Annotated in this window: 15 protein-coding genes and 4 pseudogenes; 11 read left to right on the top strand and 8 right to left on the bottom strand. The window is 56.6% G+C overall.

The genetic code is table 11. The features are described 5' to 3' along the window. The 3 genes from MUN86_RS31465 to MUN86_RS27465 all read left to right on the top strand — a co-directional run bounded on the left by MUN86_RS31465 (nucleotide 1) and on the right by MUN86_RS27465 (nucleotide 5615). The gene (locus tag MUN86_RS31465) at nucleotides 1-441 is read left to right on the top strand and encodes a replication initiation protein (protein WP_280640674.1); all 441 of its coding nucleotides are present in this window, start codon (nucleotides 1-3) and stop codon (nucleotides 439-441) included. Between the two features lie 23 nt (nucleotides 442-464). Beyond that, nucleotides 465-1298: a replication initiation protein gene (locus tag MUN86_RS27470; RefSeq protein ID WP_311182469.1), complete on the top strand. Its 834-nt coding sequence runs from the start codon at nucleotides 465-467 to the stop codon at nucleotides 1296-1298. 969 nt (nucleotides 1299-2267) lie between these two features. Continuing rightward, on the top strand, nucleotides 2268-5615 hold the full coding sequence (locus MUN86_RS27465) for an FG-GAP-like repeat-containing protein (RefSeq protein ID WP_245126946.1): 3348 nt from the start codon (nucleotides 2268-2270) through the stop codon (nucleotides 5613-5615). A 240-nt stretch (nucleotides 5616-5855) separates the two neighbouring features. On the opposite strand, the gene MUN86_RS27460 is transcribed toward MUN86_RS27465, so the two are convergent. Beyond that, nucleotides 5856-6077 (bottom strand): hypothetical protein, encoded by a 222-nt coding sequence (locus MUN86_RS27460; RefSeq protein ID WP_245127172.1) that lies wholly within the window; start codon nucleotides 6075-6077, stop codon nucleotides 5856-5858. Nucleotides 6078-7291: 1214 nt separating this feature from the next. Here MUN86_RS27460 and MUN86_RS27455 point away from each other — a divergent pair. From MUN86_RS27455 to MUN86_RS31460, 4 genes and pseudogenes are all read left to right on the top strand, one after another. Further along, nucleotides 7292-8077 (top strand): HpcH/HpaI aldolase family protein, encoded by a 786-nt coding sequence (locus MUN86_RS27455; RefSeq protein WP_245127170.1) that lies wholly within the window; start codon nucleotides 7292-7294, stop codon nucleotides 8075-8077. 256 nt (nucleotides 8078-8333) lie between these two features. Further along, entirely contained in the window at nucleotides 8334-9416 is a 1083-nt protein-coding gene (locus MUN86_RS27450; RefSeq protein ID WP_245127169.1) for a ligand-binding sensor domain-containing protein, read from the top strand. 19 nt (nucleotides 9417-9435) lie between these two features. Further along, a pseudogene (locus MUN86_RS27445) lies at nucleotides 9436-10313 on the top strand (NAD-dependent epimerase/dehydratase family protein). 242 nt (nucleotides 10314-10555) lie between these two features. Next, nucleotides 10556-10681, top strand: a complete 126-nt coding sequence (locus MUN86_RS31460; protein WP_280640683.1) for a hypothetical protein — start codon at nucleotides 10556-10558, stop codon at nucleotides 10679-10681. A gap of 183 nt (nucleotides 10682-10864) precedes the next feature. Here MUN86_RS31460 and MUN86_RS27440 read toward each other — a convergent pair whose 3' ends face one another. The 6 genes and pseudogenes from MUN86_RS27440 to MUN86_RS27415 form a co-directional block, all read right to left on the bottom strand. Continuing rightward, the gene (locus MUN86_RS27440) at nucleotides 10865-12823 is read right to left on the bottom strand and encodes a M1 family metallopeptidase (protein WP_245127168.1); all 1959 of its coding nucleotides are present in this window, start codon (nucleotides 12821-12823) and stop codon (nucleotides 10865-10867) included. Between the two features lie 17 nt (nucleotides 12824-12840). Then, nucleotides 12841-13401, bottom strand: coding sequence for an ABC transporter permease (locus tag MUN86_RS27435; RefSeq protein ID WP_245127166.1), 561 nt, complete (start codon nucleotides 13399-13401; stop codon nucleotides 12841-12843). After that, nucleotides 13389-13574 (bottom strand): hypothetical protein, encoded by a 186-nt coding sequence (locus MUN86_RS27430; protein WP_245127165.1) that lies wholly within the window; start codon nucleotides 13572-13574, stop codon nucleotides 13389-13391. Before MUN86_RS27430 ends, MUN86_RS27435 begins: the two co-directional genes overlap by 13 nt. Beyond that, nucleotides 13559-13852 carry a hypothetical protein gene (locus MUN86_RS27425; protein ID WP_245127163.1) on the bottom strand — a complete coding sequence of 98 codons (294 nt, stop codon included), beginning with the start codon at nucleotides 13850-13852 and terminating at the stop codon, nucleotides 13559-13561. Before MUN86_RS27425 ends, MUN86_RS27430 begins: the two co-directional genes overlap by 16 nt. Then, nucleotides 13834-14274 carry a hypothetical protein gene (locus tag MUN86_RS27420; protein WP_245127161.1) on the bottom strand — a complete coding sequence of 147 codons (441 nt, stop codon included), beginning with the start codon at nucleotides 14272-14274 and terminating at the stop codon, nucleotides 13834-13836. The genes MUN86_RS27425 and MUN86_RS27420 overlap by 19 nt, the downstream gene beginning before the upstream one ends. Nucleotides 14275-14465: 191 nt before the next feature. Beyond that, a pseudogene (locus tag MUN86_RS27415) lies at nucleotides 14466-15394 on the bottom strand (ABC transporter ATP-binding protein). A gap of 265 nt (nucleotides 15395-15659) precedes the next feature. On the opposite strand from MUN86_RS27415, the pseudogene MUN86_RS32545 reads away from it, so the two are divergent. From MUN86_RS32545 to MUN86_RS27400, 3 genes and pseudogenes are all read left to right on the top strand, one after another. Beyond that, nucleotides 15660-16410 (top strand): annotated as a pseudogene (locus tag MUN86_RS32545) (sensor histidine kinase). Nucleotides 16411-16421: 11 nt separating this feature from the next. Beyond that, complete coding sequence (locus tag MUN86_RS27405) at nucleotides 16422-16679, top strand: hypothetical protein (protein WP_245127160.1); 258 nt, start codon at nucleotides 16422-16424, stop codon at nucleotides 16677-16679. Further along, on the top strand, nucleotides 16648-17376 hold the full coding sequence (locus tag MUN86_RS27400) for a LytR/AlgR family response regulator transcription factor (protein ID WP_245127159.1): 729 nt from the start codon (nucleotides 16648-16650) through the stop codon (nucleotides 17374-17376). Before MUN86_RS27405 ends, MUN86_RS27400 begins: the two co-directional genes overlap by 32 nt. A 187-nt stretch (nucleotides 17377-17563) precedes the next feature. Here the strand turns inward: MUN86_RS27400 and MUN86_RS27395 are convergent. Continuing rightward, a pseudogene (locus tag MUN86_RS27395) lies at nucleotides 17564-18357 on the bottom strand (3-keto-disaccharide hydrolase). 398 nt (nucleotides 18358-18755) lie between these two features. On the opposite strand from MUN86_RS27395, the gene MUN86_RS27390 reads away from it, so the two are divergent. Continuing rightward, a complete protein-coding gene (locus MUN86_RS27390) occupies nucleotides 18756-19055 on the top strand; it encodes a winged helix-turn-helix transcriptional regulator (protein ID WP_245127158.1) in 300 nt (99 codons plus the stop codon). The last annotated feature ends 9 nt before the right edge of the window (nucleotides 19056-19064 follow it).

The raw sequence follows: 19064 nt of genomic DNA, 5'->3' as shown, positions 1-19064 counted from the left end.
ATGCTAACCATGGATGAGATGTCGAAAGGTGCTACTAAATCGAATTCGCTCAAGGCGCTGCAACCGGAATCGGAAGTAGCTGTCGTTTCCGTACGAGTTGACCCCGAGGCATTTATCAAGCAGCATAACGCGCTGATCAACGCTTCCTTCAATTTAATTACCTTGGAAATGCGGCTATTTGTGAGTTTACTAGCTCGCATCCGGCCGGAAGACGATTCGTTTCAGTACCATTTCGTGCACACCAAAGAGTTGATTCCCGAACGGAGCGGCGGCGCTATCTATCAGGAAGTGCGCCGAATGGTAGATTCGATTGGGGCGCAAATGCTGAAAATTGAGCGCTTAGTTGAAGACGAAGGCAAGCTCAAGCGCCGCAAGAACCCAAACTATGAAGTGATTCCGCTAATGGCACGAGTATACTATGATACTCAGGCGGGGGGGTAATTGCTTGTTTCAACCCGCTTATTATGCCCTACTTGCTGCGGTTGAAAGCCAACGGCAACTTCACTTCGGCACGCCTCAACCAAGTCCGTAAGATCAAGAATCCGTACGGCCACCGCATTTACTGGTGGTGCATGGAATGGGTAAATTTCGGTCGTACAGAGCGAACCATTGAACTGGACAAGCTTAAATTCATGCTGGGCATGACTAAGGGCGAATACGAGGGGCGTTTCAACAATTTTAACAGCAAGGTGTTGACCAAGGCCCAACAGGCATGCGCCGAAACGGACTTACCCTTTAGCTACCGCGTTAATCGGGAACGGGGAGTGCCGATCAGCATTACCTTCCATTTCCAGTTGGTGACGCACGAAGACCGGAGTGCTACCGAAACAACCTCCGAACAGGAGGTGGGGTTACCCTGGGAGGCGGCATTGCTTCGCGCGGGAATCGGTAAAGCGAGCCTACCTATTATTCGCGCCCAACTTGCCGCCCAGGAGTACGACGAAGGGTATCTGCACTACGTGCTGCGGATCACGGAAAAACAGCAGGCCCTAGGGAAAATCAAAAAGTCGGCGAAGGATTACCTCTACAAGGGCATCATCGAGAAGCACATGTTAACCGATTACCTGCACCAAGCACTTCCTGCCGTGCCGGCCAAGGTTTCGCCGGTTGTTGCCGCGCAGAGCCGACCTCGCGTAGTATTCCAGTACTGGGAAGTGGAGGGCTTCTATCAAGAAGAGCAGAAGATAAAGCGTAACGCGGAAACCTTTCCCGAATTTCTGGAGCGCAAATACTTAACCAAGGGGTTCCGGGTTGTTGAAGAGGGTAGCAAGAAGTTTGTTGTACGCGATGCTCAGTAAGCTTTCAACTGTCTTTTGCCTTTACCCACCTTGTTTGCTTGCGTTAGGTTAAACCTACAGCACTCGGCCCCGAATTGGCTACGTTTAGCCGCAACCAGGTAATAGAACTCTAATACCATTGCGACCGTAGCGGGCATTTTTACAAGCAATTGCGGTCAGCTATGGTATCGCAGTTAAGCTGCGGCCGCGAACAAAATAAGAACTGGCAACCTTAGACAAGTAGCCCATTGCCGCTTTCAAACTCGGTGAAGTGCGCGAGATGAACGACCAACCGGGACTCTTTGCCCAGGGGCAGAGCGAGCGGCTACTTTAGACGAGCATGTAGCGCAGGTGTGTCTCTCCAATGGGTTCGCGCTTGAGCAGCACAACGGGAGAAGCGGCTGCTTAATCACGGCTATAGAAGTTGCAGATTAGGAGTCAGTAGACCTAGTTGTTTTCAAGCCAGAGTCTACCCTAACAGAAAGTTGTTTTGTGCCAGTGCAGCATACTTCCAACTATAGTTTACGGGTAATTCTTGCTTAGCTAGATCGATAGGAGAGAGGACCCACGGTAGTTTCGTTGACCGACCTGCGAACATTAACGTGGATCTGGCTTTTTACGGCGGTTCAAGTAGAAGCTTACTGTTTCTTGCCGGAGCAGGGTGTAATTTTTCAGCAGTTTGCCAACTGCCTGCTTCATGAGAAACGCTTACTCGCCACTACTAGGAAACTGCCGATCCTGATAAGCAAGTACAGCCAAACGGTAAGTTAGCAGAACCCCTATGATTATAACCTTTTAAAGGAGGTTTTGCACTTTATTGAATAGCTGCTATCTTATATTTAGAACTCGCCCCTTTCGCTAGTCAAGCGTGCGAAGGGTGGGTTCCAACTACGAATCAGTCGAATCACAATACACTCGTTAGGCTGCCGGAGCGGCCTTGTTCTATCCGCCGGACTTCTGCATCTGCTTACCTCCCTACAGCTACCAGGCATGAATTCAAGCTTTACTCCTTTAAACCGGCCGGCGCGGGCGGCTTTTATTCGGCGCCCTAGTGCCTTAATACCCTCCCTGGCTGGGTTGCTACTGGCCGGCCCGGTACAGGCACAAGCTCCGCTTGTTACCACCCTCTCGCCGGCTCGCAATGCCCACGCGGTGCCCCGCGCCACGGCCGTGGCCGTGCGCTTCTCGCAACCTCTGCGCAACACGGCCTCCACCCGGCAGGCTCTGCACGTCTTCGGCCAGCAAGTTGGCCGGAAGGCCGGCACGGCCGCAGTTAGCGACAGCACGCTGCGCTTTTTGCCAAACGTGGGGTTTAAACCCGGGGAATCAGTGTGGGTCACCGTTACGACGGGGGTGGAGAGCCAGGCCGGTAATACCTTGGCTCGCCCGCAGGTGTACCAGTTCACTGCCGCTACGGCCGCAGGCCCGGGTACCTTCAGTGGGGGCTCCGACGTGCTAGTGGGCAACACCCCGAGCAGCTTGGCCGTGGGCGATGTCGATGGGGATGGGGACCTGGATGTCCTTACGGTCAACTACCCCGGTACGGTGAGCGTGCGTCTCAACGAGGGGGCCGGAACGTACAGCGGCACCCAGGAAGTAGCCGTGGGCAGCAACCCGTACCGTCTGGCGATTGGCGACCTGGACGGCGACGGCGACCTGGACCTAGTCACCACTGCTATCGGGAGCAGCACGCTCAGCGTCCGGGTCAACAATGGGGAAGGTGTCTTCAGCGGTAATCAGCAGGTGCCCACCGGGGGGCTGAGCAACAACGACGTGGCTTTGGGCGACGTCGATGGGGATGGTGATCTGGACCTGGTGGCTGCCCATGACCGCCAAGCCGTGAGTGTGCGCCTCAACGATGGCCGGGGCTCGTTCGGTGGCACCCAAGAAGTCGTCATCGGGCCCGGTCAGCTGCGCGACGTGGCACTCGGTGATGCCGATCAGGACGGCGACCTAGATCTGTTCGTGCTCGATAACTCGAGCAGCCGAGTTCGCATTCGGTTCAACACGGGCCCGGGCATCTTTACGGGGAATCAGGAGGTAGCCGTGGACCAGGGCCCCAACAGCCTCGTGCTCGGCGACGTGGATGGGGACGGGGACCTGGATCTGCTGACGACCAGCTTCAACGACTACACCGTAAGTGTACGGGTCAACGGGGGCGCGGGCGCGTTCTCGGGCTCGCAAAACCTGGCCATGGGCAACCTGGTCACCGGCCTAACGCTCGGCGACGCGGACGGCGACGGCGACCTGGACGTGCTGGCCAGCAAAGCGAACCGCACCCTGGACGTACGCTTAAATAACGGTCGGGGAGTTTTTGGAAGCAGTCAGGAATCTTTTCTCGGGAACGGAACCTACCGCCTGGCCACCGGCGACGTGGACGGCGACGGCGACTTGGACGTGCTGACGACGTCCATGGCCGACGGCATCGGCCGCATAAACGTGCGTTTAAACCAGGTCCAACCCGCGCCCGTCATCACGCGCCTTACCCCCTCGGCGGGACCTACGGGTGCAAGCGTGATCATAACGGGTACCACTTTTAACGGCGTGACCAGTGTCACCTTCAACGGAATTCCAGCCGTCAATTTTCAAGTTAATTCCCCGACGCAGCTTACGGCTACGGTGCCCTTGGGCGCGACCACCGGCCCCGTCGTGGTTTATACTACGGCCGGGTCCAGCAACGGGGTGCTCTTCACCGTGAACCCACCCCTGCAAGTAACTTCGCTTAGCCCCGCACGCAATGCCGTGGCCGCCCCCCGGACTAGCAACGTGGCCGTAAGCTTCAACCAATTACTGGCCAACACCACCCCAACCCAACAAGCGCTGCGGGTATTCAGTCAGCAAGCCGGGGGCCAGCGGACGGGCACGGCTACTGTGAGCGGCAACCAGTTGGTGTTTCAACCAAGCGGCAGCTTCAAGCCGGGCGAAACGGTCCAAGTTACCCTGACGGGCACCGCGCAAAGTAGCACCGGGCTGCTAGCGAGTCCGCACGTGTTTCAATTCACGACGGCAACTACGCCGAGCGGGGCGCTGTTTAGCGGAGGAACTGATCCAGCCGTAGGAATCGGCCCCGTAGTAGTACTGACCGGCGATGTGGATGGCGACGGCAACCTCGACTTGCTCACCGCCAATCAAAACAGCAGCACGATCAGCGTGCTCCGCAACCAAGGTGCGGGCACTTTCGCCGGGCGGCAGGACTTGATTGCGGATCAGAACCCGCAGGCGGCCGCGCTGGCCGATCTGGATCAGGATGGCGACTTGGACTTACTCGTCACCAGTGCCCCCTTCCCGGCCCCTGGCTCTTCGGTGCGGGTCTGGCGTAACGATGGCCAAGGATCTTTCCGCGCGGAACAGCAGTTCGGGGTAGGCAATAGTCCGGTCGGCCTGGCCGTAGGCGACGTGGACGGCGATGGTGACCTCGACGTGTTCATCGCCAATGCCGCCAGTAATACAGTTAGTGTGCGCCTCAACAATGGTGCGGCTGTGTTCTCGGGCGGGCAGGAAGTGGAAGTTGGCGCCCAGCCCACTGCGGTCGTCACGGGCGACGTGGACGGGGACGGGGATCTGGATATACTCACCGCCAACCGCGGCAGCCGCTCAATCAGCGTGCGCTTCAATGAGGGTGGCTTCTTTTCATCGGTGGGACAGCAAGTGGCAGTGGGCGCTGACCCTATCAATTTAACGCTTGGCGACCTCGACGGCGACGGTGATTTAGACCTAGTCGCGGCGAATTATTTCGATAGCAGTTTAAGTGTGCGCTTCAACGACGGCACCGGTTTTTTCAGTGGGGGACAGCAGCTAGCGGTGGGCCCCTTGCCCCGCAGAGTGGTGCTGGGCGATATTGATGGCGACCAGGACCTGGATGTATTGACTGCTTTGATGGGGCTCAACAACTTGAAAGTGAGTGTCCAGCTCAACAACGGCCGGGGCAGCTTCCAGCTCCACCAGGAAGTGCCAGTGGACGTGCCGATCGGCTTAGCTCTCGGGGACGTGGACAACAACGGGACCCTGGATCTGCTCACCACGGCTTTCGGCAGTGACCAGGTAAGTGTGCGCCTAAACCAACGGGTGCTGGCGACGGCCAATGCGGCCGTGGCGGCGCAAGTCAGTTTATACCCTAATCCGGTGCAGCAAGACGTTGTGCAGCTGCGGATGCCGGCCCATTTAGTCCGGCCGGGGGCCGTGGTGCGCTTGTTCAACCCCCTGGGGCAACTTGTACGGGAACAAGCCTGGTCGGCTTCCCACCCCGAACTCTGGCTTGGACCGCTGTCGCCGGGTATCTACTCGGTGCACATGGCAACGCGTGAAGGGCCAGTAACCAAGCGGCTCGTGGTGCGCTAAGCGGGTTAACCTAGGTAGCTCAAACCGGCGGCCGAACTCCAACGAGGGTGGCTTTTCTTTCCTCCTTTCTCGTTGCCCGGGAACTACCAATCGGTAGCGCACAGGTAAAACAAGAAGGAGCAACGCACCAACGATGAACAACTGCTACCGGCAGTCAGCAACTGGCGCTTGGGAAGCAGGTTGAGGTTATGGTTGCCAGGAGTAAATCTTTCGTGTTCCCGTTAGAAAGCACTGCCCGGCTTACGCCAAGGCGATTGTCGGTTGCCGCTCCCGCTCGTATTCATGGGCTTCTAAGTGTACCAGAACTTGGTCCATACTTAGTTGTCCGCGCAGAAACGTTTCCAGTAACAGATGCTGGTAGGGAGTGGCCGTCAGAAAAGGCTGAGCGGGATATTGGAACGCAAAATAGATTGCCAAGCGGCGCGCCTGCTCGGCAGATAAGGAAGCGGTAGTAATAAGCACGAATAGCTAGGATAAGTACGGATACAAAGTTCTGCTGTCCGTAGTTACCGCACAAGCTGAACTACATTTATTGTGGTTTATACGTACTTAACTGCTATCAGAAACGCTTTCCTAGAAAGTCTGACTAGGAGTGGTTGAGTCATTATTTCGACTCCTGAATCATAGGGGCAGGCCTGCCCATAAGGGTCGCATAACTCTATCTTTTTTATAATTTTATTAATTTTATTGAACTATGTTAATAAAATGTCCCTTATATTTGTCGGAGCACTCTTACCAGCAGGAAAAGAGCGTAGAGGGGCAACGTTCAGGCTAGGACGTGGCCCCTCGTCTATTTTAGGGAAACCCTAAAGCAAGGGTAGTAGTGGGAAAAGTCCGAACCACACCACCGATCAGGCAGAAGCATGAACGATTGGGTAGGGAATAGGCAAGCCTAGTGTTAAGCAAGCGCAAGTTTAAGCATACCACAGATGGCTTGGCCGTGGTGCTGCCAACCTCAAAACCCAACGCTATTGCCTACGCGCTAAAGATTATGCCGGCCTAAATGCTAGTTGATGGAATTAAGTAAAACAGCTGTCCTTGCGGGCGTAGCGAAATAATCGCACCTGTTGAGCGCCATCGTACGAGTATGACTTCTTATTCAAACTCGCAAGGACAGCCGGTTTGACCTGTGATAGTATCTACTTAAAAGAATATCACTCTGAGTTGCCGGCTGGCCCTGCCGCTGGCGGCCCAGAACCAAGCCCCTCTGCAAAATACAACTGGTCGCTTTGGATAGTGAACCGGCCGACGTACACACGTCCACTTTTCGCCCGCTTAGGCCCCGGCACAGGGTCGCTGCCCCCACCAGGGCAACCCCGGCCAGGGTCGTTAAGACACCTGGTAGAGCCCATATCCTCCAGCGGGCAGCTGCAGACCTTGTCCCAATACTGAGCCGCTGACAATCGTCATTAAGCACTCCTCACTGGTCCTGGAAAACGAGAGTTGTCGTGTAGAATTCCAAGTGGGTAGTACGGGTCCCTTGCCCGCTCCCAGACCGCAGCGCTCGGGCCAGGCGCAGTAGCGTTCTTTCTGTTATTTCGGTAACTACCCTTTCCAAGAGGAACCGGCTAGTGGGCCGGTAGCCGTAGGAAAATGCGAGGGGAATGCGGCAGGGTCCGCGCTAAATCCTCATCTTTCGGCGGCCGCCTGCGGCCCACTAACGCCACTCCGCCCAGATGCACAACACACTTCGCGCTCGATTGCAGCAGGGAACTCCCGCCCTCGGCACGTTTGTCCAACTCGCGGGAACGACCATCATCGAATGCTTGGCCCTGGCCGGGCTCGACTATGTCGTCCTCGATCTGGAACATGGCCCCGGGAGCCTGGCGGGCGCCGCCGCGCAGATCCTGGCCGCCGAACGCCACCAGCTTACTCCGTTGGTGCGCGTGAAGGATGCCTCCCGCGCCTCCGTGATGAACCTACTCGACCAGGGCGCGCAGGGGCTTGTTATTCCCGCCGTCAAAACGGTGGACGAGGTCCGGCGTATCGTTCAATACGGCAAATACGCGCCGCTGGGCGAGCGCGGCTTTGGTCCGTCCCGAACCTCGGCCTTCACGTACTCGCCCGCGCTCCAAGACCTGGGGTCTTACCTGGAGAGCTGCAATCGCGAGACGCTACTGCTGCCCCAATGCGAAACCCGCGAGTGCCTGGAGCAAGTGGAAGAAATTGTGAATCTAGCGGGCGTGGATGGCCTGTTCATTGGGCCCTTTGATCTGTCCATCGCCCTGGGAGCGCCGGCTCAGTTCGAGGCCGACGTGGTGCAAGCTGCGTTGCAGCGCATCTTGGCCGCCTGCCAAACAGCAGGCAAATACTGCTTCATCTACGCCGATCGCACGCGGGCGCGGCAGCGATTTGCGCAAGGCTTCCATAGCGTGGCGACGAGTATGGACACCGTGGAGATTATCCGGGCGTTTCAGTTGCTCGTCCAAGACGTGCGAGGAGAAGAGCGTCTCTCACTGTAGAGGGAGTGGCAATTACCCGACGTTGTGTGTAAATAGGCTCCAGTAACCAGACGGGCAAGATACTACAGCACAACTTCCTTGTTGACTGCCAGCAGAGGCCCGTGGTTCAAGATTTTCGATGATGGGTTTTCCTGGTGAGAAGTTCAGCACTAGTCGGCACTTTTCGTTTCTTAGGAGATGGCTCTGCCTTCCTTAGTTGCTTTCACGCAACTTGGGGAATGCTCCTAGTTAACTCTCGTGCTGATAAAACAATGCCATGACACCACCGCCATTCAAGGAAACTCTTTTTCTTGTGTTGACAGTTGGGTTGACTTCCTGTAAGAAACAAGCAGAGAAAGACTTACCAGAAGCAAAGGGGAGGGAAGCAAAAATAACGTCTGCTCATCATCCCCAACTTATAAAAACCCAAGGCTCACAACCCGGGGACAATGTTAACAGCAGTATCCAAGACAAAGCAGGGAACCTGTGGTTTGGTACTACCAGCGAAGGCGTGTATAAATATGACGGAAAATCGTTTCGCCAATTCACGGTAACTCATGGCCTAAACAGCAACAGGATTTCCTGCCTTCTGGAAGATAAAGACGGCAAGATTTGGATCGGTACCGAAGCGGGAGTTTGTCTTTACGATGGGAAGACATTCGCTAAAGTCCAGCTTCCTTTACGGAAAAACCTGCCTCCCAACAAGGACCCTAACACGAATACTGTATTCAGTATCATGCAGGACAAGGGCGGCAAATTATGGTTCGCGACTAATGACGGTGTTTACACCTACGATGGCAAATCCTTTACCCCGTTTATAGGTAAGGAGGGGAGTGGTTTTTTGAGCGGTAACTATAGTGTAGAACGTACTCTAGAAGATAAAGCAGGTAACATTTGGTTTGGTGGCCGGACGAACAAAGGGGTGTTTCGTTACGATGGTAAAGCCATAACCAATTTCACAGTAGATGGTGACTCGTGGGCCTGGCCTGCTTTGCAGGATAAGCAAGGAAACATCTGGTTTAGCAGCTGGAAAGGAGCCTACCGTTATGATGGCAAATTATTTATAAAACTTGATGCCTTATCTACTGGCCCAATCAGTCCTATTACGCGAATTATCGAGGACAGGAAAGGTAATCTTTGGTTTGGTGGCGGTAGGCGAGGAGTTTGCCGATACGACGGAAAGTCGTTCACTTGTTTCACCACAAGAGACGGCTTAATTGATAATGATGTTTGGTCGATTTTGGAAGATAGAACGGGAAATATTTGGGTAGGTACCAGAAATACTGGTTTATCTCGGTACGATGGGAAAACCTTTACTAGTTTCTCGGAAAAGACTGTGTCTTTCTCAGTTAACAAGTAGAAGATTTATCTGCAGGAGCATGAAAATTGTCCTAACGGGTAGTTCCGGCCGCCTGGGGCGCGCCATCTACCACCAACTGGCTACTGAGCACGACGTGGTCGGTATCGACCGCATCCCCTTCGCTACCACGCAACTGGTGGCCGATTTCGTCGACGCGGATTTATTAGCCAATGTCCTGCAGGGAGCCGAGGCAGTTATTCATACCGCGGCCCTACATGCCCCGCACGTGGGCCTGGTGCCGGATAGCGAGTTCGAGCGCATAAATACTGAGGGTACTCGCCTTGTGCTGGCCGCCGCCCAGCTCATGGGCGTGCCGCGGCTGGTGTTTACCAGTACGACCGCCTTATTTGGGCAAGGCCTGGAGCAAGGTAGGGCAGCTTGGGTGACCGAGGACACCCCGCCGCGGCCCCGCAGCATTTACCATCGCACCAAACTGGCTGCCGAAGCCTTGCTGGAAGCGGCGGCGGGCCCTACGCTCGCAGTGCGCGTGCTGCGCATAGGGCGATGCTTTCCCGAAAGGGCGGACCAGATGGCACTCTACCGCCTCTCGCGGGGCTTGGATGTGCGCGATGCCGCCCGGGCCCATGTGGCGGCCCTACACAATGCAGGCCCTGCCTATCAGCGTTACATTATTTCGGGGCAGGTGCCCTTTAGGGAGGAGGACTGTGCCCGAGTGGCTACCAATCTGGAAGCGGTCCTGCAAGAGCGGGCGCCCGGGTAGTAGCAGCTTTTCGGACGCGCGGCTGGCGCGTGCCGGCCTCGCTTGACCGCATCTATGTGTCTACGCAGGCGGCGCGAGGCTTGGGGTGGGTGCCCCGCTATGGCGTAGACGAAGTCCTGGCTCAACTCGATTGCAGTAGGTTAGAGGTGTTGCCAGTTCCGAGTGTCAACGATTGATGGCCACCTGCAACCGCCTCAGGCCGGTTGCAGGTGGCCGGCGCTCCTCCGGCAAGGCGGATAACTAGGAGGCGGTATGCAATGCCAGCCCCTTCCACCGTAGAAGAAAACAAACAGCAGGAAGTAGGGGTGGTTATGCTTTGGAAAAGTGACGGTGTTATTCCCGCTATGTTTGGCTACTGGGTATCGTGTTTTGGTGAGTTCAAACTCCTAGTAGGGTGCCTAGGAAACGTCTCTCTACGATGCATCCACTTCGTTTCGGCCAGCTGAACCGACCAGAAAAGCGTGTCGAGTTGCTAGGACTGAACGAGAAAAATGGTGCCTTGGAAACGGCCTGGCCGCGTGCGCCTCTGCTGCGTGCCGCCTAGTAGGGCTTCGCATCATTAGCTGCAACGAGGTAAATTTCGCTCCATGCAAGGCGTGACGCCTAGGCCCTTGCTGCAAACACCCCTTACAAGTGGATGCCCCCTACTACCTAGCACTACTGTCGCATTGTTACTCCCTATACTATATCCGTAGACTCGTGTGAAGCCACTACTTTTTGGACACTTCTACTTTGCCACCTGCACCTCTTTAGAGTTATCAATGAGATTCCAGTCAACTAGGAGGTAGTTAGGGTCGAAGGCAGCCTGGGCAGGTTTATCTGGTACCGTCACGGTTAAGCTCTGCTGGCCGGATTCGATAAGATGTTTTTGCAGGTAAAGCAGCTTCCCTCTTTCCTTGCCCTCCTCTGCCGCCGCGAAGACGCCGATTTCCACCCACTCTTTCATCGGTAGCTTTGTCTCGGTGCCGGCGCTGTCCACGACCAGCTTGCGGGCCTGCAGGGTGAGCGTCACCTGCCAGGTGCCTTCCTTCAGGGGTTTGGCGGTGGCGGTTTCCGTCTTCAGCTCCCAAAAGGTGTTGGCTTGAAACAGGTCGTGCAGCAGTGGTTGGAGCGAGTCGGGCGTGGCCGTTTGCAGCTCTTGGTAAAGGTCCAGCGAGGTAGCGAAGGGACGCGTCCCGGGGCGATGATTCGAGAGCAACTCTCGGAGCGCTCCGTTGACCCGGTCCCGGCCTATGTATTGGCTCAGGGCGTACAGCGCCAAGGGACCTTTGCGGTAGTTCTGGTACCAATCGTCGGCTTGCAACAGCGGCTTGGCAGCGCGGGTGCGCGGGGTTTCATTTTCTTCCCGCAGGAAACGCAGCAGTGCCTGCAGGTGCTCGGCACCGTATTTGTCTTCCAGCACGCCCATGGCCGAGTACCACGCCAAACTTTCGCTAATTAGGCCGGCGCCCTCTACGTAGGCTTGTTTGAGCTGATTGCCCCACCACTGGTGCGCTACTTCGTGCGCTACCACGGCCGTCACCAGGTCAAAGCCCCGCTCGTCGGCCTTCGGGTTAAGCAGGAAAAAGCCTTCCTCCGCCGTGATGTTTATGGGCGCGGCGTGGTGGCCGAAGCCGTAGCTAGGATGGGTCACAAAACGTAGCTGCCGGTGCGGATAAGGCCCAAACTGCTTGGCGTAATAGTTTAGCGACGCCTGCGCGCTCCGGACCATGCGCGCCGGGTTCGCCGTCAGCCCCGGGGGATAGTAAATCTGGATGGCGACCTCTTGTTCCGGGCCGGCCGCCGGGTTGCGCCACTTCGCTTCCAGCACCGCGTAGCGGGCCGAGAAAAAGGCGTATTCGTTGCGGATGGGCGTCTCCGTGGCGTAGTGGAAGTAGCGCCGGCCCACGTTGGTCCAAGTCCGGCGCAAGGTGCCCGGCACCACCACCGTCTGGGCGGCATCCGTCCCCACGACGGCCTCGAAGCGGATTTGCTCGGGAAACGGGGCGTACCGGCGGGCCGCCCCGTCGTAGAGCGAGTAGGTGGCGGGCCGGGGAGGCAGGCCATACGCTTTCCGGGCGCCGGCCTCATCCAGCTCCCGGTAAGGTTGGTACCCGATGACTGGCAGCCACTCTAAATTCCGGAAGCTGGTAGCGTTGGTTGTTACTTGTGCTTCAGCGCCGTCGTTGGCAAAGCCTTGGGCGTGGTGCTTTACCTGAAAGCGCAGGCGCAGCGAGTCGCCCGGGGCCAGAGGGCGGGCGAGGGTGTACACGTAGTAGCCCTGCTCCGCGTCCCTGAGCACTGCCTTGGCTGTTTGGTCGAAGGTAATGGCGGTGGTTTCCACGCCCGCTCCCGTAGCCAGGTGAATAGAGTCGATGGGTGCCGGGCTGTGGTTCACCAGCCGATAAGTGCCCTCTATCGCCACTGCTCGCTGCTGGGGATAGATTTCCACTTGCAGCTTTACGCCGGTCAGCAGGGGCTGAGGGGCGTTCCGGTATTGGCGGTAGCGCTGCTCGTAGGTAGCGCGCTGGGCCGCGGTTTCGGCGGCCGATGCGTAGTCATGCAGCACGTTGGTGTTGTAGAAGATAAAGCCGCCAAGCAACAGGATGCCGGCCACCGCTGCCGCCGCAACCATGGCCGTGGGCCGCGTAAAGCGCCGACGAGCCAACTGCCGCCGCGCAACAAAACCAGCTTCCCGGCCCCGCACCCAGAACAGCCGCGCCCCTACGGCCAGCAGCAGCGCCCAGGCCCCCAGTACGCCTTAAACCACAGCCACGGCGCCAGGGTACGCCCGAAGCTGGCCATGTCGGTATACGTCCAGGGCGGGCTGGCGGCAAAGAGGAGGAGCTTGTGCTCGATGCCCAATTTTGGGGCATAGGCAATGAAGTCATAAGCTATCAGCGCCACCAGGTGAGCCACGAATTTCTGGTTGACCAGCACGTGCACCAGCAGGGCCAGCAAGGCGAAAAGCAGGCAGTCCACCGCCTGCAGACCCAAGAGCGTTTGCAGGTACAGCCCGATTTCAGGAGTAGCTCCCCCGAGGGCCACCTGCGCCACCACGCCGGCCGTCAGCAGGAAGGTTAGCCACGCCGTCAACACTAGGCTTAAAGCCAGAAATTGGCTTAGCAGCAGCACCCATTCCGGCACCGGCGCCGCGTTGGCAATTTCGCTCAAGCCGGTTTCCCGATCCCGCCATACCAACTCGCCGGCGTAGAAAATGGTGAGCAGGGCGATAAGGATCCAGAAAAACTTTGGTTCGGTCAGGGGAGCCGTTAGCAGTTGCACAATAAAATCGGTGCGGGCAGCAAGGGCGTGCCCCGGCCCTTCAGGTTGCCGCGGATAGTTAACCCGAACAGCAGGGCCAGGATAGCTAGCAGGGGCAAACCCGCCTTGCTTTGAGCGAGCTGCCGAAAGGCGTTCCCGGTGAGGAGGCGCAACTGGCTCAGCTGCGTGGCCACGCCATACGATCCCCTGACCGGGGCAGCGCTTCCCCGGCTCCCCACTTCAACTGCTCCCGGGCGGGCAGCACGGGTAGCTGCTTGCCCGGTTTCTGTTTTGGGCGGGTTTCGGGCAATACCAGCTGAAACCGGAAGTACGTAAATGCCAGCAGGCCGAGCGAGGCGCCGAGCCACAACAAGCGGTTGGCGAGAAAAAAGCCCTCCGGCAAAACCAGGCGCGTATTTCGCTCCAGTGGGCTCCACTTGGTTAAATAGCTCATCACCGGAGTAAATCCCATGGGGTCCACCAGATGAGGCCATTCCCCTGCTGCAGCACCAAGCCGAGAAGGTAGGCCGTCGCCCAGAGAGCCGTAGCGCCCAGATAACTGCCCATAATCCGGCGGCTGAGCGCCGCCCCCGAAAATTGCGTGGCCGTGGCAAAAAAGGCGTTGGGCAAGAGGATAAAGCAACAGACACTCAGGTAAGACGCCGTTCGGAACGGTCCCAGCAGCTCGGCTTCTATCCCGGAGAAGTACATGGCCAGCAGTATGCCCAGCGGAACGGCGAGCAGGAGTAGGCTATTGAGGGCCAAGGCGGCCACAAACCGCCCGCCCAGGTAGGCGGCCTTGCTGGCGGGGTGGTATAAGTGAGTGAATGCATCCGGGTCTGCACGTCGCGGGCGGCCGCCTCGCCCGCCACGGAGGCCCCGACCACCAACCAAAAACCGCTGCAGATAACCGCCACCGACGCCATGACGATGGGTGCATTAACTAAAAAGTACCCGTCCGCGCATCGGAGGCATAATTGGCCGTGACAATCAGAAACGCGAGGACCAGGAGTGCCCGAAGTAGAGCCAGGTGGTGACTTGGCGCAGCTGGTAGCGGAATTCCAGCGCAAAAATGGTTTGGAACTTCATGGCGCTACCCCTTCCGCTTTCAACTGCTCACGGGCCGGGCCGAAGCAGCCCGTCAGGGCACTGAAATACACATCCTTTAAATCCGGCTCCACCGGTTCAAACCCGTTGCCGGGGCTTTCCGGGCAGTACACGTGTACCAGGATGCGGCCACTGAGTAGTTTAGCCGAGATAATCTGGTGCTCCTGCTCCAGCGCAGGCAGAGCCTGTTTATCGGTCAGCTGGCGCCAGATGCGCCCTCTCAGCGCGGCTACGGCCTCCAGCGGCTCGGCTTCGAGCAGAATGTGGCCCTGGTTGATGATGGCCATGTGGGTGCACAGTTCAGCGACGTCCTCCACGATGTGGGTGGAGAGGATGACCACGCTGTTTTCACCTAGTTCGCTGAGTAGGTTAAGAAATCGTACCCGCTCGACGGGGTCCAAACCGGCCGTAGGCTCGTCCACAATCAGCAACTGGGGGTTGCCTAGCAAGGCCACGGCCACGCCAAAGCGCTGGCGCATGCCCCGGAATAGCCGCCCAGCTTCTGTTGGCGCTGGTCCCAGAGGTTGGTTTGTTTAAGCAAAGCCTCGGTTGTTTTCTTGCGCTGGGCCCGGTTGGTGATGCCTTTGAGCACCGCGAAGTAGTCGAGCAGTTCCTCGGCGCTGGCTTTGGGGTACACGCCGAACTCCTGGGGCAGGTAGCCCAGCGTCTGGCGCACCGCTTCCTTCTGGTTTACCACGTCGAGGTCGCCTAAAAACAGCTGCCCGGTATCGGGCTCCTGCAGGGTGGCCAGCGTGCGCATCAGAGTTGATTTGCCGGCGCCGTTGGGACCGAGCAGCCCATACATGCCCGGCGGAATGTCTAGCGACACATCATGCAAGGCCTGCACGCCATTCGCGTACCGTTTAGAGACATTGCGGATGGAGAGGCCCAACGGGTGCTTTCCCATTTCTATCGGATTTACTTCAATGAATTGATTGAATTCAGAGAAGCGCAGCACTTGGTTTAGTGCTTGCTTACTCTGTTGCAAAACGAAGCAATAGTTGCCGAATCGGAATGCGAAAACCGATATGCTGATGCGGTAAAGCAATCTGCCAAACCGGGCATTGCGTCCGCCAACGCCCTGGCCGGCTCCTTTTCCTATCTCGTAGATTGAGGTTGGTATCTGGTCGAGACGGTGGCTCGGGCAGGGCAGGAAAAGCCACCTTTGTGCTATGGAACGCGTCCGAAAAATCTTCCGGCTAACTCACCTATTCGTCTGGGTTTTATTTACCTGGTTAATTGGCCTGCAACTAGAGAGTGACCACGAGGTCCACTGGCGGAGCACCACCGCAGGGTTTATAGCGACCTGTTTATACGTGTTTTACGCCCATTTCTATCTGCTTACTCGCTGGGCGGGCAAGAGAAACAGAAAAGGCTATTGGCTTAGCTTGGCAGGAATCGTGGTTACCGGGCCCTTGCCTTTTTTGCTTTTCCACCAGAAACCGTTTGATGCTGGGTATTACTTCATGCACCTGTTCACGGTGGTTATCTTTCTCTTCCTGAGCTGGCTGGCCCGGGTCACCGAGAATCTAGTCCTTAATACCATCCGGAAAGAGCAGCTGGAAAAGCAGGCGGTGGAGGCCGAACTGTATTACCTGAAGTCGCAGATCAACCCGCACTTCCTGTTCAATACCCTCAACAACATCCACACGCTGGTGTATAAGCAAGCCCCGCGGCCCGGAGGCGGTCATGCATTTGGCCTCGTTGATGCGCTACATGATCTATGAGTCGAATGCGGCTACCGTCCCGCTGGCCAGAGAAATAAACTATTTGCGGGACTATGTGAGTTTGCAGCAGCTCCGCTACAAAAACAGTCCGGTAGTAGACCTCCAGATAGTGGGGCAGCCAGCCGCCTGCCACATTGCCCCGTTGCTGTTTATTCACCTGCTCGAAAACGCCTACAAACACAGCCCGCCCGCTTAGAACCAGGCGACGTGAAGGTCAAAGTAGAAGTTAAAGAAGATGCCCTGACCTTCAGCGTGCAGAATCCCATAAGAAAAAACGCGGCTACCCCGCTGGAGGAGCCTGGCGGCATAGGCTTGCCGAATGTCCGGAAAAGGCTGTCCTTGTTATACCCCGACCAGCATACGTTGGCCATTCAGACCACCGGCGACACCTTTAAGGTCCTGCTTTCCATCCACGGTCTTCACATACAGGCACATGAAAGACAAGCTCACTTGCTGCATTATTGAGGACGAGCCCCTGGCTCAGGAAATGCTGGAAGAATACATTCGGAAAGTAGCGTTTCTGGAGTTGAAAGGGTCCTTTGTGAGTCCCCTGGAGGCTGCTGGTTATTTAGCGGAAGACAAACCCGATCTGCTGTTTCTCGACATCAACCTGCCGGATCTGGACGGGCTCAGTTTTATCCCGATGCTAAACCCTAAACCCCTGATTATCCTCACCACCGCTTACGACCAGTATGCGCTGCGGGCGTACGACCTAGAGGTGAAGGACTACCTGCTGAAGCCCTTCACGTTCGAACGGTTCTACAAAGCCGTTTTGCGCCTCTACCGGGAACAAAGCCCCCGGCAAACCCTGGAAAAGAAGATAGAAAAAGCGGAAACCAAATCGGAGCCGGAGTATATTTTTCTTAAGGTGGGCCACCGCATTCAGAAAGTAGCTACCCGCGACATTCTCTTCGTGGAGGGAATGAAAGATTATTTACGGATTCATACCCGGGAAGAAAAGATTATGACGCTCATCAGCTTTACCAAACTGGAAGAGCTGCTGCCCACCCAGGATTTTGTTCGTGTGCACCGGTCCTTTCTGGTTGCCATCAACAAAATCGACCACATCGAGAAAAACCGAATTCAGATTGCCGATCAACTTATCCCCATCAGCGACACCTATGCCGAGGCTTTTTATAAAATGCTGAAGGGGTTGCCGTAAGGTGCGTTTGGAGCGATAATTGAACGGAGCTGCGAACAGAACGACTGGGCTCTCGAGTTTACGAGAAAAGGCTTCATAAGCCGGCTGGCCAAGGCAAGAACTAGAAGGCATTTAGGGGCTGACCCACGACGCAACGAAAGCAGGACACTACTGGTACCTCGCCCTTAATAGCTGGTTACGTGAAAGGCTACTGCTGTTTGGATAGATCCTTGAGTTCGATATGGCGAAAATCAACCGGCTGTCCTTCGCTTTGCAGGGCAATAAAACCGCTCGTTAACAGCTTGCCATCCTGTTTTATCGCCGGATCGAAGCGATTGACGACTCCGCCCCAATCTGCGGCTTGGCATAGCGCAGCACGGTATCGCCATTGATGATATGGATGACGCGCGAATCGCTTAACACCATCAGCTCGGCTTTAACCCACTGATCTCCATCATAGGTTTTCGAGCTTGAGTCGAGGCAGTGCTGCTCCTCGAGGTGGCCCTGGTAGACGACGTGGGTACCCGGCGAACACATATTGCCAGTGGGCCGCGGCTTGCCATCCCCCAGCCCGCCTAAAAATTGAAATTCCACCGAAATGGGCCAATCCTGTTCTTTCGGCATCGTGCGCGGATCCTGCGAATGGAACATGACGCCACTGTTGCGAAGCGTGTAACTAGGGGCTCCCTGCTGCAACGCTCCCACAAAGCGGTACTCCAATTTGAGATGATAAGTGGAAAAGGGGACTTTGTAATACAAGTGACCAAATTGGTCGTTGAAATCTCCGTACTCATCATAGCGCACCTTGATCATTCCGTCCTCGGCTCGGAACGTATGACCAAAGTTCTCGCCCACGTTGTGATGCTGGATTTTTACCACCCAATCCGTCAGATCCTGGCCGTTGAAGAGCGGCATCCATTCCGCCTTATCTCGTGACAGCTTACCCGAGCTACAACTGGTTAGAGCCAGCAGCGCCAAAATCGAAAGGGTGACTTTTCGCATTAGCAGTAAGTAAAGGGGAAAGAAGGCAGTAAAATAGCCGGCTTATCACAGGCGGGAAGAGGCTGGATGCCGCCCCGGTAAATTGCGTTTACGGTTTGAGGCAGTGGTAATATAGGAGGTAATATTCGGTTGGGGTAGCGGGCGGCTATGCTTGTCCAGGAAAAATTGACTACACGAGTAGTGCAGGGGCAAGGAGCGGCGCAAGAAATAAACTTAGCGCCGGAGCACGGCCTTTTTAGCGCAAGAAACAGTTACGGTTTTATAAGGAAGGCTTGCTTAGCGCCCTAACGAAGAGCAGACCCCACAACGCCTTGACCTTTTGGTGATAGGGCATTGTGGGGTCTGCTAGGAACTGCGGCCTCGACCTGCTGCGGGAGGTGCTGGGTGGCAAATGAAAGATGAGCCTGCTCTATTTCGTTAAGCAAGACCTACGCCGACCGAGCCAGTTGCACCGACAGCTGCCCGATGCCACCCGCCGCGTACTGAACCTGCAACTCAGGCAGTTGGTCGCCCATGAACTGCTGCGGAAACAGGATTTAACGCAGCGACTTCGGCACGTCGAATATGACCTCACGGAACTGGGCGAGTCGCTGATACCCTTGCTTGTGTCCCTAAGTGAATGGGGCGATACGCACCAAAACCACTTACGGCCCGTCATCAGGCAGGAACTCGCCCTTGAGTTAAAGCAAGCTGGCTGACTAGGACCT

Source organism: Hymenobacter volaticus, assembly GCF_022921055.1.
GTDB lineage: Bacteria > Bacteroidota > Bacteroidia > Cytophagales > Hymenobacteraceae > Hymenobacter > Hymenobacter volaticus.
Note: the sequence above shows the minus strand (reverse complement) of the source record. Positions and strands in the feature narration are given on the sequence as shown.

Bases quoted from the DNA above. Each gene is read 5' to 3' on its own strand.
- MUN86_RS27400 (WP_245127159.1), top strand. From the start codon at position 16,648: ATGAAAGACAAGCTCACTTGCTGCATTATTGAGGACGAGCCCCTGGCT.
- MUN86_RS31465 (WP_280640674.1), top strand. From the start codon at position 1: ATGCTAACCATGGATGAGATGTCGAAAGGTGCTACTAAATCGAATTCG.
- MUN86_RS31460 (WP_280640683.1), top strand. From the start codon at position 10,556: ATGCATCCACTTCGTTTCGGCCAGCTGAACCGACCAGAAAAGCGTGTC.
- MUN86_RS27390 (WP_245127158.1), top strand. From the start codon at position 18,756: ATGAGCCTGCTCTATTTCGTTAAGCAAGACCTACGCCGACCGAGCCAG.
- MUN86_RS27465 (WP_245126946.1), top strand. From the start codon at position 2,268: ATGAATTCAAGCTTTACTCCTTTAAACCGGCCGGCGCGGGCGGCTTTT.
- MUN86_RS27425 (WP_245127163.1), bottom strand. From the start codon at position 13,852: ATGGGATTTACTCCGGTGATGAGCTATTTAACCAAGTGGAGCCCACTG.
- MUN86_RS27470 (WP_311182469.1), top strand. From the start codon at position 465: ATGCCCTACTTGCTGCGGTTGAAAGCCAACGGCAACTTCACTTCGGCA.
- MUN86_RS27455 (WP_245127170.1), top strand. From the start codon at position 7,292: ATGCACAACACACTTCGCGCTCGATTGCAGCAGGGAACTCCCGCCCTC.
- MUN86_RS27450 (WP_245127169.1), top strand. From the start codon at position 8,334: ATGACACCACCGCCATTCAAGGAAACTCTTTTTCTTGTGTTGACAGTT.